Source organism: Micromonospora sp. NPDC049836, assembly GCF_044465125.1.
Taxonomy (GTDB): Bacteria; Actinomycetota; Actinomycetes; order Mycobacteriales; family Micromonosporaceae; genus Micromonospora.
Window position 1 is genome coordinate 95,192 of sequence record NZ_JBITLH010000016.1, and the last position, 26,182, is coordinate 121,373.

Annotated in this window: 20 protein-coding genes; 11 read left to right on the forward strand and 9 right to left on the reverse strand. The window is 75.9% G+C overall.

The annotated features are described in order from the left end of the window. Nucleotides 1–13: 13 nt before the first annotated feature. Nucleotides 14–5,812: a TIR domain-containing protein gene (locus ACIBPB_RS29925; protein WP_396842786.1), complete on the reverse strand. Its 5,799-nt coding sequence runs from the start codon at nt 5,810–5,812 to the stop codon at nt 14–16. Nucleotides 5,813–5,908: 96 nt separating this feature from the next. Between ACIBPB_RS29925 and ACIBPB_RS29930 the strand changes: the two genes are divergently transcribed. Next, nucleotides 5,909–7,135, forward strand: coding sequence for an SLC13 family permease (locus ACIBPB_RS29930; protein ID WP_396842788.1), 1,227 nt, complete (start codon nt 5,909–5,911; stop codon nt 7,133–7,135). A 136-nt stretch (nt 7,136–7,271) separates the two neighbouring features. Then, nucleotides 7,272–8,162, forward strand: coding sequence for a hypothetical protein (locus tag ACIBPB_RS29935; protein ID WP_396842790.1), 891 nt, complete (start codon nt 7,272–7,274; stop codon nt 8,160–8,162). A 33-nt stretch (nt 8,163–8,195) separates the two neighbouring features. Here the strand turns inward: ACIBPB_RS29935 and ACIBPB_RS29940 are convergent, their stop codons facing one another. Next, complete coding sequence (locus ACIBPB_RS29940; protein WP_396842791.1) at nt 8,196–8,645, reverse strand: hypothetical protein; 450 nt, start codon at nt 8,643–8,645, stop codon at nt 8,196–8,198. Next, nucleotides 8,638–9,957 carry a molybdopterin-dependent oxidoreductase gene (locus ACIBPB_RS29945; RefSeq protein WP_396842792.1) on the reverse strand — a complete coding sequence of 440 codons (1,320 nt, stop codon included), beginning with the start codon at nt 9,955–9,957 and terminating at the stop codon, nt 8,638–8,640. The genes ACIBPB_RS29940 and ACIBPB_RS29945 overlap by 8 nt, the downstream gene beginning before the upstream one ends. A gap of 230 nt (nt 9,958–10,187) precedes the next feature. Here ACIBPB_RS29945 and ACIBPB_RS29950 point away from each other — a divergent pair, with 230 nt between their 5' ends. After that, nucleotides 10,188–11,249 carry an NAD-dependent epimerase/dehydratase family protein gene (locus ACIBPB_RS29950; protein WP_396842793.1) on the forward strand — a complete coding sequence of 354 codons (1,062 nt, stop codon included), beginning with the start codon at nt 10,188–10,190 and terminating at the stop codon, nt 11,247–11,249. Between the two features lie 178 nt (nt 11,250–11,427). Here ACIBPB_RS29950 and ACIBPB_RS29955 read toward each other — a convergent pair whose 3' ends face one another. Beyond that, on the reverse strand, nt 11,428–12,810 hold the full coding sequence (locus ACIBPB_RS29955) for a hypothetical protein (RefSeq protein ID WP_396842794.1): 1,383 nt from the start codon (nt 12,808–12,810) through the stop codon (nt 11,428–11,430). A 145-nt stretch (nt 12,811–12,955) separates the two neighbouring features. On the opposite strand from ACIBPB_RS29955, the gene ACIBPB_RS29960 reads away from it, so the two are divergent. The 3 genes from ACIBPB_RS29960 to ACIBPB_RS29970 are packed head-to-tail and all read left to right on the forward strand — an operon-like array spanning nt 12,956 to nt 14,933. Continuing rightward, nucleotides 12,956–13,630 carry a glycosyltransferase family 2 protein gene (locus tag ACIBPB_RS29960; protein ID WP_357329796.1) on the forward strand — a complete coding sequence of 225 codons (675 nt, stop codon included), beginning with the start codon at nt 12,956–12,958 and terminating at the stop codon, nt 13,628–13,630. Beyond that, nucleotides 13,627–14,313 (forward strand): DUF2064 domain-containing protein, encoded by a 687-nt coding sequence (locus ACIBPB_RS29965; protein WP_396842796.1) that lies wholly within the window; start codon nt 13,627–13,629, stop codon nt 14,311–14,313. Before ACIBPB_RS29960 ends, ACIBPB_RS29965 begins: the two co-directional genes overlap by 4 nt. After that, complete coding sequence (locus ACIBPB_RS29970; RefSeq protein WP_357329801.1) at nt 14,310–14,933, forward strand: class I SAM-dependent methyltransferase; 624 nt, start codon at nt 14,310–14,312, stop codon at nt 14,931–14,933. The genes ACIBPB_RS29965 and ACIBPB_RS29970 overlap by 4 nt, the downstream gene beginning before the upstream one ends. Before the next feature lie 53 nt (nt 14,934–14,986). Here the strand turns inward: ACIBPB_RS29970 and sigJ are convergent, their stop codons facing one another. Next, complete coding sequence (gene sigJ / locus ACIBPB_RS29975; protein ID WP_357329803.1) at nt 14,987–15,871, reverse strand: RNA polymerase sigma factor SigJ; 885 nt, start codon at nt 15,869–15,871, stop codon at nt 14,987–14,989. A 144-nt stretch (nt 15,872–16,015) separates the two neighbouring features. On the opposite strand from sigJ, the gene ACIBPB_RS29980 reads away from it, so the two are divergent. Beyond that, on the forward strand, nt 16,016–16,804 hold the full coding sequence (locus ACIBPB_RS29980) for an SDR family oxidoreductase (RefSeq protein ID WP_396842798.1): 789 nt from the start codon (nt 16,016–16,018) through the stop codon (nt 16,802–16,804). A gap of 55 nt (nt 16,805–16,859) precedes the next feature. On the opposite strand, the gene ACIBPB_RS29985 is transcribed toward ACIBPB_RS29980, so the two are convergent. Next, nucleotides 16,860–17,579, reverse strand: coding sequence for a phosphotransferase (locus ACIBPB_RS29985; protein WP_357329807.1), 720 nt, complete (start codon nt 17,577–17,579; stop codon nt 16,860–16,862). 167 nt (nt 17,580–17,746) lie between these two features. On the opposite strand from ACIBPB_RS29985, the gene ACIBPB_RS29990 reads away from it, so the two are divergent. Further along, entirely contained in the window at nt 17,747–18,523 is a 777-nt protein-coding gene (locus tag ACIBPB_RS29990) for an alpha/beta fold hydrolase (protein WP_396842799.1), read from the forward strand. After that, a complete protein-coding gene (locus tag ACIBPB_RS29995) occupies nt 18,520–19,836 on the forward strand; it encodes a cytochrome P450 (RefSeq protein WP_396842800.1) in 1,317 nt (438 codons plus the stop codon). Before ACIBPB_RS29990 ends, ACIBPB_RS29995 begins: the two co-directional genes overlap by 4 nt. On the opposite strand, the gene ACIBPB_RS30000 is transcribed toward ACIBPB_RS29995, so the two are convergent. Continuing rightward, nucleotides 19,805–20,770 carry an NAD-dependent epimerase/dehydratase family protein gene (locus tag ACIBPB_RS30000; protein ID WP_396842801.1) on the reverse strand — a complete coding sequence of 322 codons (966 nt, stop codon included), beginning with the start codon at nt 20,768–20,770 and terminating at the stop codon, nt 19,805–19,807. The two genes, ACIBPB_RS29995 and ACIBPB_RS30000, sit on opposite strands and share 32 nt — an antisense overlap. A 135-nt stretch (nt 20,771–20,905) precedes the next feature. Here ACIBPB_RS30000 and ACIBPB_RS30005 point away from each other — a divergent pair, with 135 nt between their 5' ends. Both ACIBPB_RS30005 and ACIBPB_RS30010 read left to right on the forward strand, forming a co-directional pair. Further along, complete coding sequence (locus ACIBPB_RS30005) at nt 20,906–22,231, forward strand: glycoside hydrolase family 18 protein (RefSeq protein ID WP_396842802.1); 1,326 nt, start codon at nt 20,906–20,908, stop codon at nt 22,229–22,231. 117 nt (nt 22,232–22,348) lie between these two features. Continuing rightward, nucleotides 22,349–23,287 (forward strand): GNAT family N-acetyltransferase, encoded by a 939-nt coding sequence (locus ACIBPB_RS30010; RefSeq protein ID WP_396842803.1) that lies wholly within the window; start codon nt 22,349–22,351, stop codon nt 23,285–23,287. Nucleotides 23,288–23,319: 32 nt separating this feature from the next. Here the strand turns inward: ACIBPB_RS30010 and ACIBPB_RS30015 are convergent, their stop codons facing one another. After that, nucleotides 23,320–24,729, reverse strand: a complete 1,410-nt coding sequence (locus tag ACIBPB_RS30015; protein WP_396842804.1) for a nitronate monooxygenase — start codon at nt 24,727–24,729, stop codon at nt 23,320–23,322. 249 nt (nt 24,730–24,978) lie between these two features. Then, entirely contained in the window at nt 24,979–26,004 is a 1,026-nt protein-coding gene (locus ACIBPB_RS30020) for a tellurite resistance/C4-dicarboxylate transporter family protein (protein WP_396842805.1), read from the reverse strand. Between the last annotated feature and the right edge of the window lie 178 nt (nt 26,005–26,182).

Consider the following 26,182-nt stretch of genomic DNA (forward strand, 5'->3'; position numbering starts at 1 on the left):
GATGACGCGCGGGTCAGAACGGGGCGTCGACGGCGAGCCGGCGCACCTGGGTCAGGTAGGGGTCCAGCTCCCCCACCTCGAACCGGCAGGTGCCGATCACGTGCCAGAACTGGCCGCCCGGATCACCGTCCAGCTTGTACCGGCCGTCCGGGCTGACCGCGGCCCAGCCCTCGGGCAGGCCGATCAGGGTGGCCCGCAGCTGCGCCTGCTCCGGGTCGGCGACGTCCCAGAGCCGGACGGTGCCGTCGTCGCCGGCGCTGGCCAGCAGGCTGCCGTCCGGGCTGAACGCCACCGACCAGACCCGCCGGGTGTGCGCGGACAGGGTGCCGTGCAGCCGGCCGGTGCCCGGATCCCAGAGCCGGATGACCAGGTCGTCGCCGGCGGTGGCGAGCAGCGCCCCGTTTCCGCTGAACGCGCAGGACCAGAGCCGGCCGGCGTGCTCGGTGAGCACCGTACGCGGCTCGCCGGTGTGCGCGTCCCAGATCACCGCGGTGCCGTCGTTGCTGGCGCTGGCGAGCAGCGACCCATCGGCATTGAAGCTGACCGCGTACACCCGGTCGGTGTGCCGGGGCAGGGTGAGCCGGCAGGAGGCGGTCGCCGCGTCCCAGAGCCGGACCAGCCGGTCGTCGCAGCCGGTGGCGATGGTTTCGCCGTCCGGGCTGAAGGCCACCGCCCGCACCCGACCCTCGTGCGGGGCGAGGGTGGCGAAGTGCCGGCCGGTGCGCCGGTACCAGAGTTGGACGGTGTCGTCGTCGTTGGCGGTCGCCAGCGCGTCCCCGTCCGGACTGAACGCGGCCGCCCAGACGTGGTCGGTGTCCACGTTGAGCTCGCGTTCGTCGGTGCCGGTGTCGGTGTTCCACAGGTGCACCCCGCCGTCGCCGCTGGGCGCGGCGACCAGCGCCTCACCCGGGCAGAAGACCGCCGAGAGCAGCCGGTCGGCCGGGCTCGCGAGCTGGCGGACCAGCCGGCCGGTGCGCGGCTCCCAGAGCCGCACCACGCCGTCGTTGCCGCACGCGGCGAGGACCTCCCCGTCGTCGCGGAAGGAGAGCGCGGTGATCCGCCGCCCGTGCCCGCGCAGGGTGTGCTGGAGCTGACCGGTCCGTACGTCCCACAACCGGGTGGTGCCGTCGTTGCTGCTGGTGGCCACCTGGGCCTGGTCGGGCCGCCAGACCACCGGCCAGACCGAGCCGCGATGCCGGGTCAGCTCGTGCCGGAGCTGACCGTCGGCGGTGTCCCAGAGCTGGATGGCGCCGTCACTGGCCGCGCTGGCGAGCAGGCTGCCGGCGGCGTTGAACCGGACACTGTAGATCGCCCCGCGCTGCCGCCCCAGCACCCGCAGCGGCCGGCCCGTCTCCACCTCCCAGAGCCGCAGGGCGCCGTGGGTGTCGCCGGTGGCCAGCATCGTCCCGTCCGGGTGCACGTCGAGGGCGTACACGTCGGCCTCGTGGCCGCGCGCCTGGCGCAGCAGCGCCCCGTCGGCGGCCCGGCGGATCCAGACCCGGCCGTGCTGGCCCACCGCGACGAAGTGCCGGCCGTCCGGGGTGTGCACCACCCGGTAGACCACCTCCGGCTCGCGTACCTCGAAGACCGGCCGGCCCGTGGCGACGTCCCAGCCGCGGACCACGCCGGCGCTGTCCACCACCACCAGCCGGCGGCCGTCGGGGCTGAACGACGTGCCCCAGATCGGCGCGGCGTGGCCGGGCCACTCGTGGCGCAGCCGCGCCGTGCGGGTGTCGTAGAGCCGGACCACACCGGCCGCGTCGCCGACCACCAGCCGGCCCCGCGCGCCGTCGGTGAGCAGCGGCCACACCCAGCCGGCGAAGACGTCCTCGATGACGTGCCGCACGTCGCCGTGGTCGGCGTCCCAGAGCCGGACGGTGAGATCCGCCGCGCCGGTGACCAGCTGGTGCGAGGCGGCGTCGAAACGCACCGCGTAGACCCGGCCGCGGTGCCCCTGGAGGGTACGCACCGGCAGGCCGGTCGCGGTGTCGCAGATCAGCACGCCACCGTCGTCGCTGCCCACGGCGAGCACCGACCCGTCCGGGCTGTACGCCGCGGGCACCGGCAGCCGGCCCACCTCGAAGCCGTACGAGACGCCCACCGCGGGCGGGGCGAGGCCGGGCGCCACCGGGCGGCCCGGGGCGACCACCGCGCCGCGCAGTTCCGGCGCGCGCAGCAGCGCCGGATCGGCGCTCACGTCGATCAGGGCGCTCCGGTGCCAACTGCTGCCGGAGAGCTGGACGCCGCGCAGGTCGACCCGGAACAGCCGGGCCCCGCCCAGCTCGGCGCCGCGCAGATCCGCCCCGGCCAGGCGGGCCTGGTCCAGGCGGGCGCCGCGCAGCCGGGCGTGCGCCAACCGGGCGTCGGCCAGGTTGGTGGCGATCAGCCGGGTGTCGGTGAGGTCGGCGCCGGTCAGGTCGGCGCCGGCCAGCTCCCGGTGCGACAGATCCTCGCCACGCAGCACCGCGCCGCGCAGGTCGGCCCGGTCGGGCAGCCGCAGCCGGGCGCTGAGCCGCAACGCGTTGGCCCGTACCGTCTCCCCGGCGCTCTCGTCGCCGAGCACCCGGGCGGTCCACGCCGTGCAGCGGGCCGGGTCGGCGAGGTCGCCGAGGAACTCCACGGTCAGCGCCGACAGCGGCCGCACGGCCAGCGCCGCCGGCTCCTCGCCGCGGTTGAGCTGGGCGGCGATGCCCTCGGCGACCAGCCACTCCATCACCGAGGTGTGGATGAACCCGAACAGGCCGTCGTCGGTGCGTACCAGCAGGCTGCCGGCGCCCACGGCGTGCGCCGCCTGCGGGCCGGACAGCCGGGAGTCGGCCAGCCCGGCGAGCTGGCCGGTGGTCTCGGCCAGCTCGGCCAGGCGCAGGTACGACTCGCCGGTCTCCCAGAGCTGGAAGGCCAGCCGGCCGACCGCGTGCCACAGCTCGGGGCGGCGCAGGCTCACCGGCGCGCCCGGGATCCCCTGGGTACGCCGCTCCTCGAAGTCCAGCCAGGACTCCAGGATCTCCCGGTACAGCGCGGCGGCGCTGAACGTGCCGCCGGCGCCCGCCACGGCGGCCAGCCGCCCCTCGTCGAGGTTGGCGATGAAGCCGAGCATCCGCGGGTTGCGGGAGAGCCCGAGCAGGTCCTTCACGCCGGCCAGCAGGTCCATCCGGTCCCGGGCGGCCCGCTCGTCACCGCCGTACCGGTTGCGCAGGAAGGACTCGATCTGGCCGGGGGTGAAGTCCTCGATGGCCAGCACCCGGCGATGCGGCAGCAGCCCGACCCGCTCGCCGAGCGCGGTGAGCACCTGCGAGTTGGTCTTGAAGTGCTGGGTCCGGCTGCTCACCACGATCTTGGCGTTCCCCTCGGCCGCCTGCAGCAGCGTCTCCAGGTGGTCGGCCGCCCGGTCGTAGGTGACCCGGGCCACCAGCTCGTCGAAGCCGTCGAAGAGCAGCACGATGCGCCCCTGCCGCAGCATGTAGCGGAACGCCTTGAGGTCGATCACCTGCTCGCCGTGGTTGGCCAGGTGCGCGGCCACCAGCCCGTCGACCGAGTGCGCCTTGTCCAGGGCGCGCAGCTCCACCAGGATCGGGATCAGGTCCGGGGCGGCGGTGGGCAGCCGGCGGGCCACCTCCCGCAACGCGAACGTCTTGCCCCGGCCGAAGTCGCCGAGCACCAGCACGAACCGGCCGTCCGGCGCGGAGATGGTCTCCAGCAGCTCGTCCACCACGTCCTCGCGGACCCGCTGGTCGGCGCCGACCAGGTGCCGGTAGCGCTGCGGCACGTACTGGCCGGGCGGGTAGAGGCGGTCGGCCTGCAGTCGGGCGGTCTGTGCGGCCACGTAGTCGCGCAGGTCCAGCAGGCCCTGGAACTCGGTCAGGTGCAGCACCCGGATGCCGCGCCGCTGCGCCTCCTCGGCCAGCCCGCGCGGCACCCGGTCGCCGTCGTAGACCAGCTCGGAGGGGATGTCCGGGTCGGTGGCGTGCACCCGCCGGGCGAAGTGGTCGACGTCGGCGGCGGTCGGGGTGCCCACGTGCCCGCCGACCCGCTGCTGGCGGACCACCCCGTCGGCCCGGTACGTGACGAACAGGTGCGGCGGCTCGGCCGGCACCCGGCGCACCAGCACCCGGTCGTGGCGGGCCTCGCACACCTCGGCGAGCCGGTCGAGCAGGCGGTCCAGCGGCGCCGGTGGCGCGCCGGCCGGGACGGCCGCCGGCGGATCGGCCGCCGCGCCCTGGGTCGGCCCCTCCTCGACGGTGGGCAGCCGTGGATCGGGCACCTGGGCCGGGCCGGCCGCCCCGAAGGTCGCCTCCGTCCCGGGCCAGCGCAGCGCCGCCGGCTCACCGACGTCGTGCCGGTCGTCGCGGCCGAGCACCCAGCGGGTCATCCCGTCGGCGGCCAGCCGGAGCAGCTGGGCACGGCCGTCGCGGGAGGTGGTGGCCAGCGGCACCGCCGAGTCGACCCGGGCGCCGGGCGCGGCGTCGCAGAGCAGCAGGTTGAGCATCGGCCCGACCAGGCGGTGGAACCCGCTGCGGTCGCGCAGGGTCGCCCCGTCGGGGATGGCCACCTCGTCGGCGTACGGGGTGCGCGGGCCGGGCGCGTGCGCCATGGCGCCCAGCCGCAGCCAGCCGGACTGCTGGTAGTGACGCAGCCGCTGGGCGAACCAGGTGGACTGGGCCTCGCCGAGGAAGCCGTACCGGTCCTCCTCGCGGTGGGTGAGCGCGATGGTGGAGTTCAGCCCGGCCACCACCACCCGCAGGTCCGGCACGGGGAACAGCGTCCACGGCTGCTCGCTGTCGAAGATCCGGTCCTCCAGGCCCTGGTACAGCTCGTCGAAGAGCCGGGCGTAGTGCCGCCACTTCGGCCAGTACGGCGGCTGCGGGTCGACGTCGTCGGCCTCGCAGGTGGCGAAGTACGCCCGGCTGGCGGCCATCGTGACGTCGCGTGGACCCGGCACCACGACCAGCCGGTGCGGTTCCAGCCCGAGCAGCACCCGCAGGCCGGTGAGGAAGGTCAGCGCGTCAGAGAACTCCCGCGGGCTGCCCGACTCGGTCAGGTTGCCGGACACCACGAGCAGGTCCGGGCGGGGCACCCCGTCGTTCATCAGCAGGGTGAGGTCGCCCATCAGGTGTTCCTGGAGCTCGCCGGGAGTGACCGGGGCGCCGGGGGCGATCATGCCGCGGCCGAAGCGCGGCCCGGCCACCTGGAGCACGGTCAGCGTGCCGCGGGACACCGGCGCGGTGGTCGCGGCGGGCGGGAACGGCGGCGGGTTGATCGGCGTACGCCGGGCACGCCGGGGCGCCGGCGGGCCGGCGGCCGGTGCCGCGAGCACCCCGGCCGGGTCGGCGGGGTGGTGCGGGAACGCCGGCTGCCGCATCGGCTTGGCCCGGCCGTCGAGGGCCTCCCGGATCCGGTCGAGCACCCGGCCCCGGGCCTGCGTCGGGTCGGTGACGCCGACCAGGTCGACGTAGGTGATGGTGGCCAGCAGCCCGTCGATCGGGCAGTCCTCCACCCGGACGGTGACCAGCTTGTTGCCGGTGCCGTCCGGGTCGGCGCGCAGCGCGGCCTGCCACTCCAGCTTGCCGTAGGTGGAGTGCAGGTAGCGTTCGGAGAGCACCGCCACCACCACCTCGGCCTCGCGGACCCCGCGGTCCATGAAGTCGATGAAGTTGGTGCCGGCCACGAAGTCCCACGCCTGCAACAGGGTGCGGTACCCGGCGGCCTCGAACTCCCAGGCGAGCCAGGTGGCCCAGCGTTCGTCGGCCGGCGAGTAGCTGATGAAGAAGTCGATGGGGCGGTCGGACCGGGTGGGGTGTGCGCCTACAGCCACGTGGTCATTATCACCACCGACGGTCAATCGGTGGCCACCCTCGGCAGCCGCGTCGGGCGCGTCCGGCCGCGCGGTGGTGTGCGAGGATCATGCGTCGTGAAGACCGTCGGCGAGCCGCCGTCCGCCGTACCGGACCGATCGCGTTGGGGCCGGCTGCACGTGCTGGACTGGATCGCGATCGGGCTCGCGGTGGTCGGCGTGGCCTGTGTCCTCACCGGCCTGCTCCCCCGGGCCGACGCCGAGGCCACCCTCCGCCGGATCGGGCCCATCCTGGTCTTCCTCGGCACGGTCGTGGTGCTGGCCGAACTGACCGCGGTGGCCGGGGTCTTCGACGCCCTCGCCGCGCGGGTGGCGATCACCGCGCGGGGCAGTTACCGGGCGCTGTTCTGGCTCTGCGTCGGGTTCGCCTCGGTGACCACCATCGCGCTCAACCTGGACACCACCGCCGTGCTGCTCACCCCGGTGATGATCGCCCTGGCCCGCAAGCTCGGCGTGCCACCGACGCCGCTGGCGATGACCACGGTCTGGCTGGCGAACACGGCGAGCCTGCTGCTGCCGGTGTCCAACCTGACCAACATCCTGGCCAGCGACCGGATCGCGTTGGAGCCGGTGCCGTGGGCGGCCCGGATGTGGGCGCCGCAACTGGTGGCCATCGTGATCACCATGGTGCTGCTGTGGTGGTGGTACTGGCGGCCGGCCCGGGCCGGTGCCGACCCCTTTGTGCCCCCGCCGCCGCACGTGCCGCCCGACCGGGTCCTGTACCGCACCGCGATCCTGGCCTGTCTGCTCTTCGTGGCCGGGATCCTGGTCGGGGTCGAGATCGGCGTCGCCTCCGGGGTGGCCGCCGCGATCCTGGTCGCCGGGTTCGCGGTGCGCGCCCGGGGCAGCCTGCGGTTCGCGCTGGTGCCGTGGCGGCTGCTGGTCTTCGTGACCGGGCTCTTCCTGGTGGTGCAGACCATCGGCCGGTTCGGGCTGGACACGGTGATGGGCACGCTGATCGGTGGGGACCCGGGCGCCGAGGGCGCGCTGCGCGCGGGCGCCGTCGGCGCGCTCTCCGCCAACGTGGTCAACAACCTGCCCGCGTACCTGGCCGGGGAGGCGGTGATCGCCGTCGACCACCACACCCAACTGCTGGCCCTGCTGGTCGGCACCAACGTCGGCCCGCTGGCCACCCCGTGGGCGTCGCTGGCCACCCTGATCTGGTACGAGCGCTGCCGGGCCGCCGGGGTGGCGGTGCCGCTGGGCCGGTTCGTCGCCACCAGCGCCGCGCTCGCCGCCCTGGCCACCGCGGCCACGGTCGCCGCCCTGCTGGTGGTTTCCTGACCGTCCTGGTTGGCGCACGGGCGGTCCGGGTCACGACGACCGGGCCCGGATTCCGGCGCCCGCACCGGCTCTTGCACTGTCGCCGAGGGTCGTGTGCACTGACACGGTCGGTAGCCGGTGAAGGGGAGGTGGCCCGGTGCCGGAGACGCGCGACCCCTCCGCCGGTGCGGCCGAGCCTGCCGAGCCCGCCGCGCCCGGCGACCCGTCCGGGCCGGCGCCGGACCCGGGGCACGGGCTTGGGCCGCGCCTGCCGGGCCGGTTGAGGGCGCTGCTGCGCCGCCTGGCACCGGCCGGCCCGCCCGCCGGCCGCTGGTTCGCCGGCGTCGCCGCAGCCGTCGTGACGGCGGTCCTGACCGCGTGGCTCCTCGCCTGGGGCCTCGCGCCGCAGCCGCCGGAGTCGCACGGGCTGCCGTTCACCGTCGCCGTCCGCACCAGCCACGACTCGAACCTCGGCTGGGTGGTCGACGCGCCGTTGGCGACCGTCCCGGCCCGGCCGAGTTGGGCGGAGGACTGGTCGTCCTGGGCCCGGAAGGCGGCCGGCGTGCCGGCCTCCGGAGCAGCGGTCTACTTCACCGTCCAGGGGACCAGCGAGGCGCAGGTGACCCTCACCGACCTGCGGGTGCGCGTGCTCGCGCGACGCCCGCCGGTGCGGGGGGTGTTCTTCGCCCCGGGTGGCGGTGGCCCCAGCGCCTACCGATGGGTCAACGCGGACCTGGACGAGGAGCCGCCGGTGCTCACGGCCGGCATGTTCGAGGACGGCGAGGGTGGCGTCCCCGAACACGAACGGAAAGAGATCCGCTTCCCCTACCGGGTCTCGGTGTCCGATGCCGAGACGTTCCTCGTCATCGGCTACACCGTCCACTGCGACTGCTACTGGAAGGTCGAGGTGGACTGGGCGTCGCAGGGCCGCCTCGGCACCGTCACGATCGACGACGCGGGCCGCCCCTTCCGGGTCACCGGCACGGCCGGCGCACACACCGAATGCTGGATGGGGCCCGAGGACACCGAGGACTGCCGGCAGCCCTGACGGGTCCGGCCCGGCTCAGCGCGACCACCCGGCTCAGCGCGGCCGCCCGGCCAGCCGGCGGACCGCATACAGCAGCGCGCTGGCGGCGAAGAGCACCCCGCTGACCGCCAGCCACCGGCCGAGCATCACCCGGGGCGCCAGGCCGGTCGCCGCCCGGTAGGTGCCGTCGCCGAGCCCGAGGATCCCGGGCAGGTAGACCAGGAACAGCAGGCCGGCGCCGAGCGCCGGGACCCGGACGTGGTTCAACAACGACGGCGTCCCCCGTCGGCCCAGGGTGGCCCGCAGCACCCGGTCGACCGAGGCGTACGCCGGGAAGAGGACCAGGTCGTGCGCGACGGCCGCGCCGACGAACCAGAGCAGCATCCGGCCGGCCGACGCCTCACCGGCCAGCCGCAGCGCGATCCAGCCGGTGACCGCGAAGCAGCCGGCCAGCAGCGCCAGGTGCCAGGGCGCGGCGCCGTACGCCCGCCGGAACTCAGCCATCGAAGACGATCTCCTCTACCCACTTGGTGCAGTGCACCCCGGGCAGTGCGGGCACGATGATCCGGGCCGGGTAGCCGTGGTCCGGGCTGAGGTCGACGCCGTTGACCCGCAGGGCGAGCAGCGCGTCGGGATCGGTGACCTGGTTGCCCTGCAGCCTCGCCTGGCGGAACTGGCCGGTCCGCTCCAGCGAGCGCACCCGCGCCGAGCCCGGGTCGGTCGCGCCGACCAGGGCGGCGAGGTCCCGCAACCGGACCCCGCTCCAGGTCTGCGACGTGGACCACCCCTCCACGCAGGCGATCGGCAGGGTGGCGGTGTGCTGCGCCAGGGCGAGCAGCCGGGCCCGGTCCAGGATGGCGGTGCGGTCCCCGGCGCGCAGGGTGAGCCGCCAGGCCGGCCCGGTCTGCTCCGGCGTGACGCCGGCCGCGGCGACGCTGCGGTTGACCGGGAAGCCGGTGGGGCCGGCGCCGGCCGGCCGGCCGCGGGGCAGCAGCAGCGCGGTGCGGCGCAGCGCGTCGACGCTCTGCCCGACGGTCAGCGCGGCGAGCAGCAGCGAGCCGCCGCCGACCAGGGCCAGCACCCCGCGCCGGCTCATCGTGGCCGGGCCGGGCCGCCGGGCCACCAGACCGTCCGGGTCCGCCGGCTCCGGCCCGGTGCGGTCCAGCGGGGTACGCCCGAGGTTCGGCCCGCGCAGCGCGGTGAGCATCCGGGGCAGTTTGATCGCCACGTGCGTCACCAGGGCGGCCGTGAAGATCCAGGCGCCGTACCAGTGCGCGGTGTAGAAGTCGAAGCCGAACAGGTACGCGTACTGGATGTTGAGCAGGCCGGTGGCCGTCTGGAAGAGGATGCCGCCGACCAGCAGCAGCAGCGACAGCCGCTCCAGCAGTTGCGCGGCCGAGCGGGCGGGCGGCCAGTCGAAGAGCTTCGGCACCACCGACCAGAGCTTGCCCAGCACCACCGGCACCAGCACGATGCCGAGCGTCACGTGCAGGCCCTGGGTGACCCGGAACAGCCAGGCGGGCCGGGTGGGCCAGGCGAAGACCGGCGGGTGCAGCCAGCCCACGTTCCCGGGGAAGGCCTGGTCGAACCGGGGCGCGTAGGCGATCCAGTCGAGCAGGCCGGTGACGATCACCAGCGGCAGGGTGGCCAGCAGCACGGCGCCGAGCACGGAGGTCAGCCAGGGCCCGCGCACCGGGCTGCGCCAGGCGCGGTCGAGGGTGTCGACCACCGGCGGCCGGTGCCGGGCCAGCCGGCGCCACAGCGCCGCCGGGGCGGCGGCCGGTGCGTCGTCCGGCGGCGGTGGGCTGGCGGGCACGTCTCCTCCTGCGGGCGCGGTCCGGGTTCCGAGCCAGACGCTAGACGGCGGACCCGCCGGTCGGTCCGGTTTGCCGCATTACCGAACGCTTACCGCTCGGCGGGCGCCCGCCCGGCCCGCCCGCCGGGGCACCCGGCTGGCGGCGGCGGTGCCGCCGGACTCTTACCGACCGCTGACGTCCACCGCGACCCGGCCGGCCCGGGCCGCCCGGGTGCCCTAGCGTGGGTCGCATGCGGGTACTGGTCACCGGCGCGGCCGGCTTCATCGGATCGCAGATCGCCGACCTGCTGGTCGCCGAGGGGCACCAGCCGGTGTGCCTGGACGCCCTGCTGCCCCAGGCGCACGGCGGCACCCTGCCGGAGTGGTCCCGGCGGCACGACCCGGTGATCGGCGACGTGCGCGACGCCGGGCTGCTGGACCGGCTGCTGTCCGGGGTGGACGCGGTCTGCCACCAGGCGGCGATGGTGGGGCACGGGCTGGACCCGTCGGACGCCCCGGACTACGCCGGCCACAACGACCACGGCACCGCGGTGCTGCTCGCCGCGATGCACCGGGCCGGGGTGTCCCGGCTGGTGCTGGCCAGCTCGATGGTGGTCTACGGCGAGGGGCGCTACACCTGCCGGCGGCACGGGGTGGTCCGGCCCGCGCCGCGCCGCCCCGCCGATCTGGCCGCCGGCCGGTACGACCCGACCTGCCCGGCGTGCGGCGGCACCCTCGCCCCGGCCCTGGTTCCCGAGGACGCCCCGCTCGAGCCGCGCAGCACGTACGCGGCCAGCAAGCTCGCCCAGGAGCACTACGCCGCCGCCTGGGCCCGGCAGACCGGGGGCGGGGTGTGGGCGCTGCGCTACCACAACGTCTACGGGCCGCGGATGCCGCGCGACACCCCGTACGCCGGGGTGGCCTCGCTGTTCCGCTCGGCGCTGGCCGGCGGGCGGGCGCCGCTGGTCTACGAGGACGGCCGGCAGCGCCGCGACTTCGTGCACGTCACCGACGTGGCCCGGGCCAACCTGCGGGCGCTCACCGCGCCCACGCCGGACGGCCTGGTGGCGGTGAACGTCTGCTCCGGCGAGCCGCACACGGTCGGCGACCTGGCGGTGGCGCTGGCCCGGGCCATGGGCGGCCCCGAGCCGGAGGTGGTCGGCGGCGCGCGGGCGGCCGACGTGCGGCACGTGGTGGCCGACCCGCGCCGGGCCCGGGAGCTGCTCGGCTTCACCGCCGAGGTGGGCTTCGTGGACGGGGTGACCGCCTTCGCCACCGACCCGCTGCGCGAGCCCGCGGCCCTCCCCGCCTAGCCCCTCCCCCGCGTCCTCCCTCGATCGCGACGCCGGGCCGCGCAACCCGACGCGGCCGGCATCGCGGGGACGGTCCGGAACCGGCCGCGCGACCCGACGCGGCCGGCATCGCGGAGGCGGCCCGGGGCCGGCCGCGCGGCCCGATGCTGCCGGCGTCGCGGAGACGTGTCCGGGGCGGTCAGGAGACGGTGAGCAGAAGGTGGTTGACGGCGAGGGCGGTGAGCGCCTGGCCGGCGAGCCACCAGCGACGGGCGGGGGCCGGCAGGTGGGCGGTGGCGACCAGCAGCCACACCACGAAGGGCAGCCAGATCCGTTCCACCTCGGCCTTGCTCATCCCGGACAGGTCGGCCGCGAGCACGGCCAGCGCCGCGCCGGCCGGCAGCAGCACCGTCGGTCCCACCGCCCGCAGCCGCCACGTCCCCGCCCGGCCCGCCCGCCACCGCGCGCGGGCCGCCAACGCCGTGCGGCGCAGCGCGGGGCCGAGCACCGGACCGGCGGAGAGCAGCAGCGCGGCCAGGTTCGCCCAGACCCAGTACCCGTAGGGACGCTCGGCCGCCCAGCCCTGGTAGTAGCGCTCGACGACCCGGTCGTACCCCTCCCACCAGCGGAAGCCGGCCAGGACGAACGCGGCGGTCACGGCGGCGACCCCGGCCGCGGCGGCCAGCAGCGCGGCCGGCCGGCGGTCCCGGCGCAGCGCGAGCACGACCGCCGCCAGCGCGCCGACCAGCACGAAGCCGTACGACAGGTACAGCGCGAAGCCGAGCAGCAGTCCGCCGGCCAGCGCGGCGACCGGGCCCCGGACCGCCAGCAGGGCGAGCCCGGCGGCGACCACGCCGGTGAAGACGGCGTCGCCGGAGGCGCCGAGCCAGACCGCGCCCGGCAGCAGCACCAGGAAGGGCAGCACCGCCCGGGCCGCGTCGGCGGCGCCCAGCGCCCGCAGGGTGACCGGGACCGAGACCACGGCGGTCGCCCCGACCAGCACGCAGCACAGCGCCGCCGCGGTGCCGCCGCCCAGGCCGACCCGGTCCAGCCAGACGAAGACCAGCAGCGCGCCCGGCGGGTGGCCGGCGGTGTGCGTCGACCAGGAGTCGGGCTGGAAGTCGAGGATCCGGTCGGTGAAGCCGGCCAGCATCCGGGGGATGTCCGCCACGCCGGGCACCTCGTGCAGGTACTCGGCCTGCGGGGTGAGCCGCCGGGTCAGCCCCACCGACCAGCCGTCCACCAGGGCCAGGGCGAGCGTCCAGGCGACCGCCGCGAGCCAGCCGGCGGCCAGCAGCGGCCCCCACCGGGCGGTCCGGGCCCAGCGCAGGCCCGGCCCGAGCACGACCCCGGCGACCAGCAGCGCGAGCGGCGTGCCCCAGCCGACGTGCGGGTGCCAGGTGGCGTACAGCGGGGCCGCGTCCGCGTGCAGCCCCACGCCGCGCCGGTTGAGCACCAGGCCGGCCAGCACCGCGGCGGCGAGCAGCGCCGCCTCGACGGCGAGCACGAGCAGGTCGGCCGGGCGCCGCCGCGGGGTGCGGTCCACGGCCGGCCGGCCGGCCAGGGTCGGTGCGGGTCTCATGACGACCGGACGGTACGGCGGATCCGGTCGTCCCGTCCGCCGAACGGCCGGCCCGTCACCGGACGGTAAGAATCGCCCGTCCGGTAAGGGTTCGGTAAGGACGATCGCGGCGTACGGGGCCGCCCGGCGGCCTAGCGTCGGCGGCATGCCGACTGAGATCGACGTGGTGCTGCCGTGCCTGGACGAGGCCGCCGCCCTGCCGGGCGTGCTGACGGCGCTGCCGCCCGGCTACCGGGCGATCGTGGTGGACAACGGTTCGCGGGACGGCTCGCCGGAGGTGGCGGCCCGGCACGGCGCCCGGGTGGTCCGCGAGCCCCGGCGCGGCTACGGCGCGGCGGTGCACACCGGACTGGAACACGCCGAGACCGAGCTGGTCTGCGTCCTCGACGCCGACGGCTCGTTCGACCCCGCCGAGCTGCCCGCCCTGGTCGCCCCGGTGGCGGCCGGCACGGCGGACCTGGCGGTGGGGCGGCGGCGCCCGGTCCGGGCCGGGGTGTGGCCGTGGCACGCCCGGGCCGGCACCGCGCTGGTCGCCGCGCTGCTGCGCCAGCGCGGGGTGCCGCTGCGCGACCTCAGCCCGATCCGGGTGGCCCGGCGGGAGGCGCTGCTCGGGCTCGGGGTCACCGACCGGGCCTTCGGCTACCCGCTGGAGCTGATGATCCGCGCCGCGGCGGCCGGCTGGCGGATCCACGAGCGTGACGTCGCCTACGCCCCGCGGGCGGCCGGCACCCGGTCCAAGGTCTCCGGCTCGGTACGCGGCACGCTCCGCGCCACCCGGGACTTCGTCACCGTGCTGCGCACCGTGGACGGCCGGCGGTGACGATCCTGCTGGTGGTGGCGAAGGCCCCGGTGGCCGGGGCGGTCAAGACCCGGCTCTGCCCGCCGGCCACCCCCGCCCGGGCGGCCCGGATCGCGGCGGCGGCCCTGCGCGACACCGTCGACGCGGTGGCCGCCACCCCGGGGGTCACGCCGGTGCTCGCGCTGGCCGGCCGGCTCGCCGAGGCGGCGGACGGCGAACAGTTGGCCGCCGCGGTCGCCGGCTGGCCGGTCCTGCCGCAGCGGGGCCCGGACCTCGCCACCCGGCTGGCGCACGCGCACGCCGACGTGGCGGCGGCGTATCCGGGCCGGCCGGTGCTCCAGATCGGCATGGACACTCCCCAGGTGACCCCGTCGGACCTGGCCGAGGCGGTCCGCCGGCTGGCCGTCGCGGGGACCGACGCGGTGCTGGGCGGTGCCGCGGACGGCGGCTGGTGGGCGCTGGGCCTGCGCGACCCGCGGCACGCGGCGGCGCTGCGCGGCGTGCCGATGTCCACTGCCGGCACCGGGCGACTCACCGGGGCGGCGCTGGCCGGGCGGGGCCTGCGGGTGGCGCCGCTGCCGGTGCTGCGGGACGTCGACGGCTGGGCCGACGCGCTGGCCGTGGCCGGCCTGGTGCCCGGCGGCCGGTTCGCCGGGGAGGTCGCCGCGCTGCACCGCGCCCTGGCGCTCGGGGACTCCCGGTGACCGGGGACGGCTTCGCCACCGCGCTGCGCCCGCGGGGCACGCACTGGCTGGTGCACGCGGACGGGACGCGCAGCCGGCTGCCGGTGGAGCGGTGGCACGGTGCGGCCGAGGCGGCGATCCTCGCCGTGGTCGCCCGCTGCGCCGGCCCCACCCTCGACCTGGGCTGCGGTCCGGGCCGGCTCGCCCAGGCGCTCACCCGGGCCGGGGTGACCACGGTCGGGGTGGACGTGTCGGCGCGGGCGGTCGCGCTGACCCGGGCGCGCGGCGCGGTCGCCGTCCAGGCCGACCTGTTCGACCCGCTGCCGGCGGAGGGCCGGTGGCGGCACGCGGTGCTGCTCGACGGCAACATCGGCATCGGCGGTGATCCGGCGGCGCTGCTGCGCCGGTGCCGGGCGCTGCTGCGGCCCGGCGGCAGCGTCCTGGTCGAGCTGGACCCGCCGGGCAGCGGCGCCTGGCGGGGGCAGGCGCGGGTGGTGTCCGGCCGGCGCCGTGGGCCGAGCTTCCACTGGGCCCGGCTGGACACCCGGGCGGTGCCCGAGGTGGCCGCGACGGCCGGGCTGACGGTCCGCGAGGTCTATCCGGCCGGTCGCCGCTGGTTCGCCGAGCTGGCGGCCGGCTGATCCACCGGGCACCGGGAGCGCCTGCCCCGGTCCGGTGGCCCCGGCGCGGTCGGTCAGTCGCCGAGGTTGGCGAGGTCCAGCCGGCCCAGCCGCTCGGGGTCGGCGATCACGTCGATGGTGGCGATCAGTCCGCCGGTGACGGTGAAGGCCAGCACCGAGAGCGGCCGGCCGGCCACCGCGACCAGGACGCCGGCCGCGCCGTTGACCAGCACCGGCCGCGCGAACGGGGAGAACCGTCCGAACGTCGGGGCCTGCGCGGCCACGGTCCGGGCGCCGGTGAGCACGGTGGTGTGCCGGGCGCGGGTGGTCCCGCCGTCGGCGCGCAGCACCACGTCGGGGTGGAGCACGGCGAGCAGCCCGTCGAAGTCGCCGTCGCGGGCGGCGGCCAGGAACGCGCCGACCACCGCACGCTGGCGGCTCAGGTCCGGGTCTGGCGCGGGCGCGCGCCCCTGCACCCGGCGACGCGCCCGGCTGGCCAGCTGCCGGGCGGCCGCCGGCGAGCGCTCGATCAGCGCGCCGATCTCGTCGAACGGCACGCCGAACATGTCGTGCAGCACGAACGCGAGCCGCTCGGTCGGGGTGAGCGTGTCCAGCACCACCAGCATCGCCAGCCCGACCGAGTCGGCCAGCACCGCCGCGTACGCCGGGTCGTCGGTCTCCGCGGCCCGGACGACCGGGTCGGGCATCCGGACCTCGAGCGGTTCCTCGCGGCGGGACCGGCGGGCGCGCAGGGTGTTGAGGCAGATCCGGGCGACCACCGTGGTCAGCCAGGCGCCGAGGTTCTCCACGTCGGCGGCGTCGGTGCGGGCCAGCCGCAGCCAGGCCTCCTGCACCGCGTCGTCGGCCTCGGCGTGCGAGCCCAGCATCCGGTACGCCACCGTGCGCAGCCGCGGCCGTTCCCGCTCGAACCGCTCGGCCAGCCAGCCCTGCTCGTCCATCCGCCGTTCCTTCCCCCTCGGGTCCTACCGGCCCGACCCCGGCCGGGCCGGCGACGTGACGGCCGGTGACCCGCATCACTCCGGTCACACGCTCCGCTCCTGGCGGGTCGAGGAGGTGACGGCACGAACCCTACGGAGGACGACATGAGCGCACCCATCCTGGTCACCGGCGGCACCGGCACCCTCGGCCGCCTGGTCATCCCCCTGCTGTGCGACGCCGGGCACCGGGTGCGGGTGCTCAGCCGCCACGGCGGTCGCCCGGCCGACGGCGTCGCGCACGTCACCGCGGACCTGCTGACCGGGGCGGGCGTGCTGCCCGCGGTGCAGGGCGTGCGTACCGTGCTGCACCTGGCCGGCGGCCCCAAGGGCGACGACGTGGCGGCCCGCACCCTGGTTGACGCCGCGCGGCGGGCCGGCGTCCGGCACCTCGTCCACATCTCGGTCGTCGGGGCCGACCGGGTGCCGCTGGCCTGGCTGCGCTCCAAGCTCGACGCCGAGCGGGCGATCGCCGACTCCGGCGTGCCGTGGACGGTGCTGCGCGCCGCGCAGTTCCACGACCTCACCCTCACCATGTTGGCGAAGCTGGCGGCGCTGCCGGTCGTGCCGGTGCCCCGCGGGCTCCGGCTCGAGCCCGTCGACGCCGCCGAGGTGGCGGCCCGGCTGGTGGAGCTGACCCTGGGCGAGCCGGCCGGCCTGGTGCCCGACCTGGTCGGGCCAGCCCGGTACGGGGTGGACGAGCTGATGCGCGACTACCTGCGGGCGGTCGGCAAGCGGCGGTTGTTCCTGCCGGTCCCGCTCCCGGGGCGGGCCGGGCGGGCGTACCGGGACGGGGACAACCTCGCCCGCGACGGCGCCGTGACCGGCGGACGGAGCTGGGCCGAGTTCCTGGCCGAGCGCCTGGGGCAGCGCGACGTGGCCGCCGCCGGTCGGTGACCGGGCCGCCCGCCGGACCGGCCCGCGCCGAGCCGGTCGGGGCGGGCCCGGCCGGTCACCGGCCGTCGCGCGCCCGGACGGTGGCCTCGACCAGAGCGGCCGCCTCCGGCAGCCGGGCGGCGTCGGGCGGCCCCAGCCCGGCCCGCCGCCGCGCCGCCGCCGGCACCGACCCCAGCGGGCCCGCGTCGGCCACGTACGCCGACAGCAGCTCACCGGCCACCCCGCACAGCGGCTGCGACCGGTCCACCGCGACCTCGGCCAGGATCAGCGCGGTCATCGCCCGGTCCAGCGCGGGCGGGCCCTCGGTCGCGTTCGTCCAGTCGATGACGACCGGCCCGGCCGGCGTGACGAGCACGTTCAGCGGATGCAGGTCGAGGTGGAGCAGCCGGACCGCCGGATCGGCCGAGCGCGGCGCGGGCAACGCGTGCAGCCGCGCGTGCAGGTCCACCAGCAGGCGCGCCACCGACCGGAGCGGCACGTCACCCGCGACGAACGCCTCGACCAAGGTGGGGCCGGCCACCCGGTCGAGCACCAGGTCCGCACCGTCGGCGTGGTGCACCCGGGGCACCGGGTAGCCGGCGGCGTGCAGGTGGCGCATCACCGCAGCCTCGGCGCGCACGTCGCCACCGGACCGGTACCGGCGCAGCACCCGGTCACCGTCCAGGGCGTACACGTCGGCGGTCCGGCCGGACGCCAGCGGCGGACCCGTCAGCGCGGGAACCGCGCCGCTGCCGTCGGCCGGCGGGACAGTGCGCTGGACCGGGTCGATCGCCATCGGGTCTCCCTCCACCGAGGGGGCCGGCGGCCCAACCCCGCCTCACCGTAGGGCCGATCGACAACGACCCGTACGCCGACTACGGTCGCTGGCACACCGCCCGCTCGCCTCGCCGGCCGGTCCGACCCGCCGGTCGCCGCGCCGCGCCACCGGAAGGGGTCGCCGTCATGACGGTCAGCAGCACCAACACCGCCACGGGTCCGGTCCGCGTCGGTCACGGCCCGCACAAGGTGCTCGCGCTGCACGGCTGGTTCGGCTCGGCACGCGGCTGGGGCTTCCTGCCGGACCTGATCGACCCGGAGCGCTTCAGCTGGGCGTTCCTCGACTACCGGGGGTACGGCGCGCGCCGGGACGTCGCGGGCGACCACACCCTCGCCGAGATCTCCCACGACGCGCTGGAGCTGGCCGACTCCCTCGGCTGGGACACCTTCTCGGTGGTCGGGCACTCGATGGGCGGCAGCGCGGCCCAACGGGTCCTCGCCGACGCGCCCGACCGGGTGGACCGCCTCGCCGGGATCAGCCCGGTCCCGGCCGGCGGGGTCCCGTTCGACCTGCAGGCCTGGGCACTGTTCGACGGCGCGGCGGCCAACCCGGCCAACCGGCGCGCGATCATCGACCTGACCACCGGCAACCGGCTCTCCGGCCGGTGGCTGGAGGAGATGGTCCGGTTCTCCCTCGACCACTCCACGCCGGAGGCGTTCGGGGCGTACCTCACCGCGTGGGCGCGCACCGACTTCACCGACGAGGTGAAGGGCAACGAGGTCCCCGCGCTCGCCGTCGTCGGCGAGCACGACCCGGCGCTGGGCGCCGACACGATGCGCGGGACCTGGCTGCGCCACTACCCGAACGCCCGGCTCGAGGTGCTCGCCAACGCCGGGCACTACGCGATGTACGAAACCCCGGTCCGGCTGGTCACCGTCCTCGAGGACTTCCTCGGCGCGTGAGCCTCGACCCGACACCCCTGGTCGACCCCCGCACCTTCGTCGACGGCGTCCCGTACGACCTGCTCGCCCGGCTGCGCGCGGCCGGGCCGGTGGTGTGGGTCGAGGAGCCGCCGCTGCTCGGGCTGCCCGGCGGTCCCGGGTTCTGGCTGGTGCTGCGGCACGCCGACGTGACGGCCACGCTCCGGCAGCCGCGGCTCTTCTCCTCCTGGCTCGGCGCCACCCAGATCCGGGACCCGGCCAGCGACGCGGATCTCGGGTACGTGCGGCGGATGATGCTCAACATGGACCCGCCGGAACACGGGCGGCTGCGCCGGCCGGTCGCCCGCGCGTTCACCCCGCGCGCGGTGGCCGCGCTGGAGGCGTCGATCCGGGCGAACGCGGCCGCGCTCGTCGCGCGGGCGCTGGGCGACGCGGACGAGGGGACCTGCGACTTCGTCGGTGATCTCGCCGCGGACCTGCCGCTGCTCACCCTCGCGGACGTGCTCGGCGTGCCCGAGCCGGACCGCTGGCTGCTCTACGACTGGTCGAACCGGGTGATCGGCTTCCAGGACCCGGACTACGCCGGGTCGGCCGCGTTCGACCCGGGGGGTGGTACCGCGATGGCCCGCGCGGCGCTGCGCCACCGGCCCGCGCCCGGCCCGGACGGCCGGCTGCCGGACCCGCGCACCCGGGCCGGGATGGCCGACCTCTACGCGTACGCGCACCTGCTGGCGCAGGAGCGGCGCCGCCGGCCCGGGCGGGACGTCATGTCCGTCCTGTTCGCCGAGCGGGGCGAGGACCGGCTCTCGGTGGACGAGTTCGAGAACATGTTCTGGCTGTTCGCGGTGGCCGGCAACGAGACGATCCGCAACGGTCTGCCGGGCGCGATGATCGCCCTGCTGGAACACCCGGCGGAGCTGGACCGGCTGCGCCGGGACCCGTCGCTGTTCGACACCGCCGTCGACGAGTTGGTGCGCTGGTGGACACCGGTGATGGTGTTCCGCCGCACGGCCACGGCCGACACCGCGGTGGCCGGCGTGCCGGTCCGGGCCGGGCAGAAGGTGGTGGTCTCGTTCGCCTCGGCCAACCGCGACGAGCGGGTCTTCGCCGACCCGGACCGGCTCGACCTCGCCCGCCACCCCAACCCGCACCTGGTCTTCGGGCACGGACCGCACTTCTGCCTCGGCGCGCACCTGGCCCGCTGCCAGCTCCGCGCGCTGGTCGGGGCGCTGCTCGCGGGCACCGCCAGCATCAGCTACGCGGGCCCGCCGGTCTTCCTCCGCTCGACCTTCCAGCGCGGCGTCAAGCGCCTGCCGATCCACTGGCGCCGCTGACCGGGTCGGCGCCGGGCGTCCGCCCGCGGCCCGCCGGGTCGACGTGGTCGCGCCAGGAGTGCCGCGGCTGGTAGCCCAGCAGCCGGCGGGCCTTGTCGATGCTGAGCAGCGTCTCGTGCTCGCCGAGTTCCCGACGGACCTCGACGCCGGGGTAGACCTCGGCCATCAGGCTGGCGCTGGACCGGCTCATCACGGTGTCGGCGTTGGCGATGATGAACACCTCGGCGCCGGGGCGGTCGTAGCGCAGGGCCCGCTCGACCGCCTGGGCGCCGTCGCGGGCGTCGATGTAGCCCCACAGGTTCCACCGGCGCAGCCGCGGGTCGGCGTCGAAGGACGGGAACTGCGCGTAGTCCTCGACGCCCATCACGTTGGAGAAGCGCAGGCCGACCAGGACCAGCTCCGGGTCCCAGCGGCTGAAGTGCCGCGCCATCTCCTCCTCGAGCGCCTTGTTCAGCGAGTACGTCGACTCGGGCCGGGGCGGGTACTCCTCGTCGACCGGCGCGTACGGCGGCGGGGTGTCGAACGGCAGCCCGAGCACCGTCTCGCTGGACGCCCACACCACCCGCTTGATCCCGGCCGCCCGGGCGGCGGCGAAGACGTGGTAGGTGGCGGCCGAGTTGTTGGCGAAGGTGGTCGCGTTGGGCAGCAGCCCGGGCGCCGGGACCGCGGCGAGGTGCACCACCGCGTCGATCCGGCCGGCGTGCTCGTCGGCCGCGCCGGTCAGCGCCTCCACCACCTGCCCGTAGTCGGTGAGGTCGACGAGGAGGAACTCGCCCGCCACGTCGCGCGGGTCGCGCCCGCCGGTCCGGTCCACCGCCAGCACGTCGACGCCGACGCGGCGCAGGTGCGCGACCACGGCCCGGCCCAGCTTGCCCGCCGCACCGGTGACCACCACCCGCCTCGGCAGGGCGTTGTCCCGCAGAGGTTCCGTCATGGCCCCATCCTGACCTGTCCCGCTGCGGGCTGCCGCAACGGGGTGCCGACCCTTGACCGTGGCGGGTGACCCGCCTAGCTTCATCGATCAGAAAGGTCTCTTAACTAATCCCGCCCGTCCGATGTGGGAGTGCCGATGCGACCGTTCCGCCGCCTGACCGCCCTCGCCGTCCTGGCCACCCTGCTGGTCACCGCCGCCCCACCGAGCACCGCCGGCGCGCACGGCCGCACCGGCTACCACCGGGTCGGCTACTTCACCCAGTGGGGCATCTACGGCCGGGCCTTCCCGGTCAAGAAGCTCGACACCTCCGGGGCGGCCAGCCGCCTCACCCACGTCAACTACGCCTTCGGCAACGTCAGCCCCGACGGGCGCTGCTACCTCGACGGCGGGCCGGGCGAGGGCGACGCGTGGGCCGACTACCAGCGCCCGGTGCCGGCCGAGGAGAGCGTGGACGGCGTCGCCGACGCCTGGGGCGAACCCCTCAACGGCAACTTCGGCCAGCTAGCCAAGCTCAAGGCCCGGCACCCCGACCTGCAGGTGCTGATCTCGCTGGGCGGTTGGAGCTGGTCGACGTACTTCTCCGACGCCGCCCGCACCCCGGAGTCCCGCCGGGCCTTCGTCGCCTCCTGCATCGACCTCTACCTCAAGGGCAACCTGCCGGTCCTGGACGGCGGCAGCGGCGGCCCGGGGGCGGCCGCCGGCGTCTTCGACGGCTTCGACCTGGACTGGGAGTGGCCGAACTGGCCGGGAGAACCGGGCAACGTGATCCGCCCCGAGGACCGGCAGAACTTCACCGCGCTGCTCGCCGAGTTCCGCCGGCAGCTCGACGCGTACGGCCGGCAGACCGGCCGGCACCACCCGCTCACCGCGTTCCTGCCGGCCAACCCGGCCACCATGGACGCCGGCTACGAGGGCCGCAAGATCTTCCGGTACCTGGACTTCGCCACCGTGCAGGGGTACGACTTCCACGGCACCTGGGAGCCGGTGACCAACCAGCAGTCGGCGCTGCGCGTGCCGGCCGGCGCACCCGACTCCCCCGACTTCTCCGCCGAGGTGGCGATCGACGCCTGGCTGGCCCGCGGCGCCCCGCGCGGCAAACTGGTCCTCGGCATCCCCTACTACGGTCGCGGGTGGACCGGCGTCACCGGGGGCGGGGACGGGCTGTTCCAGCCGGCGACCGGTCCCGCCCCGGCCACCTTCGAGCCCGGCTCCGAGGACTACAAGCAGCTCAAGACCCTGCCCGGCAAGGGCTACACCGTCCACCGCGACCTGCGCGCCGGGCACGCCTGGCTGTTCGACGGCACGACCTTCTGGACGTACGACGACCCGGCGGTGGTGCTGCAGAAGACGCTCTACATCCGGCGGGCCGGCCTGGCCGGGGCGATGGTCTGGTCGCTCGACGGCGACGACGACCACGCCACGCTGACCAGGACGATCAGCCTCGGGCTCGGCACCCGGTAGCGGCCACCAGCCGGCCCCGGCCGCCGTCGACCGCCACCGGTCGGCGGCGGCCGGGGCGTGCCCCGGCTCCCGGAAATCCGGTACGGCCGCCGGCCCGCGCCGGGTTAGCGTGCCGGGATGAACGCCGGCCGCGCGGGCGTACCCCGCCTGCAGTTCTGCACCGACCCGGGTGAGTTCCTCGCCGCCACCGGTGACCACCTCTCCGCCGACCCCGTGGTCAGCACCGTGGTGGCCACCCTCGCCGAGCGGGCCCGTTCGGAGCGGGCCGACGGGATCGCGCAGCCCGACCGGAACTGGTGGCTGGTGGTCCGCGACGACGCCGGAAAGGTGCTCGGCGCGGGGATGCGCACCGCACCGTTCCCGCCGTACCCGCCGTTCCTGCTGCCGATGCCCGACGACGCGGCCGTGGCGCTGGCCCGGGCGCTGCACGAGCGCGGCGAGGAGGTGCGCGCCGTGAACGGCGCCCTGCCCGCCGTCGAGCGCTGCGCCGCCGAACTGGCCCGGCTCGCCGGCGGCCGGGTCGAGGTCGGCCAGCACACCCGGCTGCACGAGCTGGGCGAGTTGCTGCGGCCGGACCCGGTGCCCGGCGCGCTGACCGTCGCCACGGAGCACGACGTGGCCCTGGTCGCGCGGTGGTACGACGCGTTCATGGGCGACGCCGACGAGCAGGCCGGCCGGCCGCGCGGCGTCAGCGCGCACGAGGCCCCCGACCGTACGGACCTGCTGCGCCGGATCGCGACCGGCCGGGTCTGGTTCTGGACCGACGAGGCGGGACGACCGGTGCACCTGACCGCCGCCAACCCGCCGGCGTTCGGGGTCGCCCGCGTCGGTCCGGTGTACACGCCGCCGGAGCAGCGCGGGCGCGGCTGGGCCAGCAACGCCGTCGCCGAGGTCTCCCGGCTGCTTCAGGCCGGTGGCGAGCGGGTGTGCCTCTACACCGACCAGGCCAACCCGACCTCGAACAAGATCTACGCCAACCTCGGCTACCGGCCGGTGGTCGACATGGCCAACCTGGTCATCGTCGGCGGAACGCCCGGCAGCGGCAAGCGCTCGTGACGGACCCGGTCGGCCCGGCGTTCCGGACGACCTCAGGGGCGCACCGCTGCGCTCGCGGCCGGGCCGAGCAGGTACGCGACGACGTCGGCAGCGCTGTAGTCGTCGTCACCACGGACCAGGTGCGGCAGGAAGGCAAGGTCCTGTCCGAGCGTCACCAGGGGTGGCTCCCGGTAGCCGTCCGGACGACGCTGGCCGAGTCCCACGGTGGCGACCAAGCCGTTGCACAAGCATCGGCTGCCGATCGTGTCGCCGGCCGAGCCGCCCTTGCGCACGTAGTCCTCCACCGGCTCGGCAGGGCAGCGGTAGCCAACGCCGCCGTCGACGCGACGGTAGGGCGTACGCAGGTACCCCAGGTCGCAGTGGCGCGGCCGGTCGGCGTAGACCTGCTCGTCGGCGGTGGTGCCGGACAGGTGGGCCAGCTTGAACGGGAAGCCGGTCGGCGAGGCCGTCGCATGGTTGCGCACCACCAGCTCACCCCGCGCCGCATCGCGGAGCATCCGCCGCCGTAACCCGGGATCGAGACCGGACTCGCGGCACAGCGCGAAGGCGGTGCCCACCTGCACGCCGCTGGCGCCGGCCGCCCGGGCCGCGGCCAACCGCTCCGGTCCGGTCTGCCCGCCGGCCAGCCAGAACGGCAGGCCCAGCTTCGCGATCTTCGCGACATCCGGGCGGTCCCTCGGCCCGTACACCGGCTCACCGTCGACGCTGAGGGTGAGCGGGCCACGGGGCCGGACGCTGTGCCCGCCGGCGACCGGGGTCTCCAGCACGAAACCGTCCGGACGGGTCCGCTCGTCGCGCGCCAGGTAGGCGGCGAGCGTGGCGGACGACACGATGGCCAGCAGCCGGGGCCGCGGCGGTGGTGAGGGCACCTCGCCCAGCAACTCCCACGGGTCGAGGGTGATCTGGTGTCGTTCACCGCCGGCGGCGCCGTGCACCGCGACCGGCAGCCGTACCGAAGCGTTGGCGGCCAGGGTGTCGAGCAGGCGCGGGATGTCGGTGGGCAGGCCGGCGCCCATCAGCACGTAGTCGACGCCGGCGAGCATGGCGCCGTACAGCGCGGCCGGCGTGGCCAACTGGATCTTCTCGAGGTAGTTGACACCGACCTGACCGTCGTGGCCCTCCTTGGCCAGGAAGACCTCCACGAAGTTGGCGACGACCGTCAGCTCCTGTCCGTGCCGGCGAGGGCGCAGCCCGAGCCGCGGCACGGGCCGGAACGGCTGATCCTCCGCCAGCCCACCGGGTACGAAGTACCGGTGCAGCACCCGCTCGGCCACGGCGGAGACCGGAAAGTGGGCCATGGCCCGGCGCAGGTGACCATCGACATCGCCCCGTTGCAGGCGTCGCGCGAGGAGCGCGTCGAGGGCCACCCCGGAGACCACCCCGAGCTGCCCCGTCCGCGCGACCGCCCGGGCGAGCGGCCAGCCGGAGACGCCCACCCCCATGCCGCCCTGTATGACGGCCGGGGCGTGCCTGGCCGCATGTTCCGTGCAGAGCGCCATCGTCGTCTCTCCCGTCGCCGCGCCGTTCTCGGGCGGGCCAGGTCCGGCACCGCTGTTCCGGTCGGGGCCGGCCCGGCGCCGTCCCGAACTCTGGTGCGCGCATACCTCGTATCTCAGAGGCAAAGGTCCCGGCGACCGCCGGGGGTGCGGACCGCGGACGGCGTGCGGTCGGGAAGCGGGACCCGGTGCTGATCAGGAAGCGGATCGCAGGGCGCGGCGCGCCGAGCCGAGCAGTGCCCGGCACATCGCCGCGAAGACCACAAGCCAGGCGGCGACGGCCACCGCCGTCCAGGCCCGGCCGAGCTGTTCGATCAGGGGCAGGCCGGCCGCCGTGCCGAGGTGCATGCTGGCCACCGCGTACATGCCCAGGGGGAAGACGATGCTCCACAACGCGGGCAGGTAGGTCAGCCGCACCCGCTTCGGGCCGTGCCGCCACACCCCGAAGATGATCAGGAGCGGGATGAGCCAGGAGCCGAATGCCCAGAGCACCACGGCGAGGCCGCCAACCACGGGCCGGGTGGTGGTGACCGCGGGGGACGGCGGCATGGTCAGGATCTGCGCCGCGGCCAGGACGGTGATGGCGGTGGCGCCCATGGTGACCCAGTACGGCGGCGTCAGATCCTCCGGTCGCACGTCGAGCAGGAGCAGCCGGGTCAGCACCAGGGTGGCCACGACCAGGTACAGCACGGCGCCCACCGACCACATCAGCACGGCGAGCAACGCCGCCACACTGGCCTGTCCCGGTTCCTGGCGGTCCAGTACCGCCGCGCTGACGGCGACCGACTGGGTACCGACCACCCAGATGAACCAGGTGCCGTTGACGCTTGCCAGTACCGGCTGCGGGCGAGGTCCGAGAATGAGCCGGACCGGAATGGTGTACGTCAGGCCGAGCCACGCTGCTGCACCGAGGACCGCCAGCGTGATCGCGAGGCTCCGGTACCCGTCACGTGCGAACCTGGCGCAGAGTACGTCGCAGGCGGCGACGAAGGTGAAGAATGCGAAGGCCCGATCGGCAGTGCCGAGGTCGGTGAGCACCAGGCGGGGGTAGCGGACGATGCGCCACAGCAGCGCGGCGCACAGCACCGCGAAGCCCACTACCGCGATGACCAGGAGGATGGCGGACAGTCCCACCCAGTCGAGGTCACGCAGGGCGATGGAGCAGATCCCGGTGGCCATGACCATCGCGAAGTACCCGGGGTAGAGATTGCGGACTCCCATCGCCCTTTCCATAACGTCAGTGAGTGTCGCTGTTCGTCCCGGCAATCAGTTCACCCGCTCGTCCGGCTGTTCGTGCATCCTGACGTGCCGGGCGATCGCAGGGGATGGGTCGGGGGTCGCTCCATCTGGGGCAGAAGGCCCCTGGGGCGACCTGATTCGGGCCGGGTAGCGCGGAAGA

What these genes read in the sequence shown, in the direction of transcription:
- ACIBPB_RS29940 (WP_396842791.1), bottom strand. Translation starts at nt 8,645, where the DNA reads ATGGCTGAGTTCCGGCGGGCGTACGGCGCCGCGCCCTGGCACCTGGCG.
- ACIBPB_RS29950 (WP_396842793.1), top strand. Translation starts at nt 10,188, where the DNA reads ATGCGGGTACTGGTCACCGGCGCGGCCGGCTTCATCGGATCGCAGATC.
- ACIBPB_RS29955 (WP_396842794.1), bottom strand. Translation starts at nt 12,810, where the DNA reads ATGAGACCCGCACCGACCCTGGCCGGCCGGCCGGCCGTGGACCGCACC.
- ACIBPB_RS29960 (WP_357329796.1), top strand. Translation starts at nt 12,956, where the DNA reads ATGCCGACTGAGATCGACGTGGTGCTGCCGTGCCTGGACGAGGCCGCC.
- sigJ (WP_357329803.1), bottom strand. Translation starts at nt 15,871, where the DNA reads ATGGACGAGCAGGGCTGGCTGGCCGAGCGGTTCGAGCGGGAACGGCCG.
- ACIBPB_RS29980 (WP_396842798.1), top strand. Translation starts at nt 16,016, where the DNA reads ATGAGCGCACCCATCCTGGTCACCGGCGGCACCGGCACCCTCGGCCGC.
- ACIBPB_RS29985 (WP_357329807.1), bottom strand. Translation starts at nt 17,579, where the DNA reads ATGGCGATCGACCCGGTCCAGCGCACTGTCCCGCCGGCCGACGGCAGC.
- ACIBPB_RS29990 (WP_396842799.1), top strand. Translation starts at nt 17,747, where the DNA reads ATGACGGTCAGCAGCACCAACACCGCCACGGGTCCGGTCCGCGTCGGT.
- ACIBPB_RS30000 (WP_396842801.1), bottom strand. Translation starts at nt 20,770, where the DNA reads ATGACGGAACCTCTGCGGGACAACGCCCTGCCGAGGCGGGTGGTGGTC.
- ACIBPB_RS30005 (WP_396842802.1), top strand. Translation starts at nt 20,906, where the DNA reads ATGCGACCGTTCCGCCGCCTGACCGCCCTCGCCGTCCTGGCCACCCTG.
- ACIBPB_RS30010 (WP_396842803.1), top strand. Translation starts at nt 22,349, where the DNA reads ATGAACGCCGGCCGCGCGGGCGTACCCCGCCTGCAGTTCTGCACCGAC.
- ACIBPB_RS30015 (WP_396842804.1), bottom strand. Translation starts at nt 24,729, where the DNA reads ATGGGGGTGGGCGTCTCCGGCTGGCCGCTCGCCCGGGCGGTCGCGCGG.
- ACIBPB_RS30020 (WP_396842805.1), bottom strand. Translation starts at nt 26,004, where the DNA reads ATGGGAGTCCGCAATCTCTACCCCGGGTACTTCGCGATGGTCATGGCC.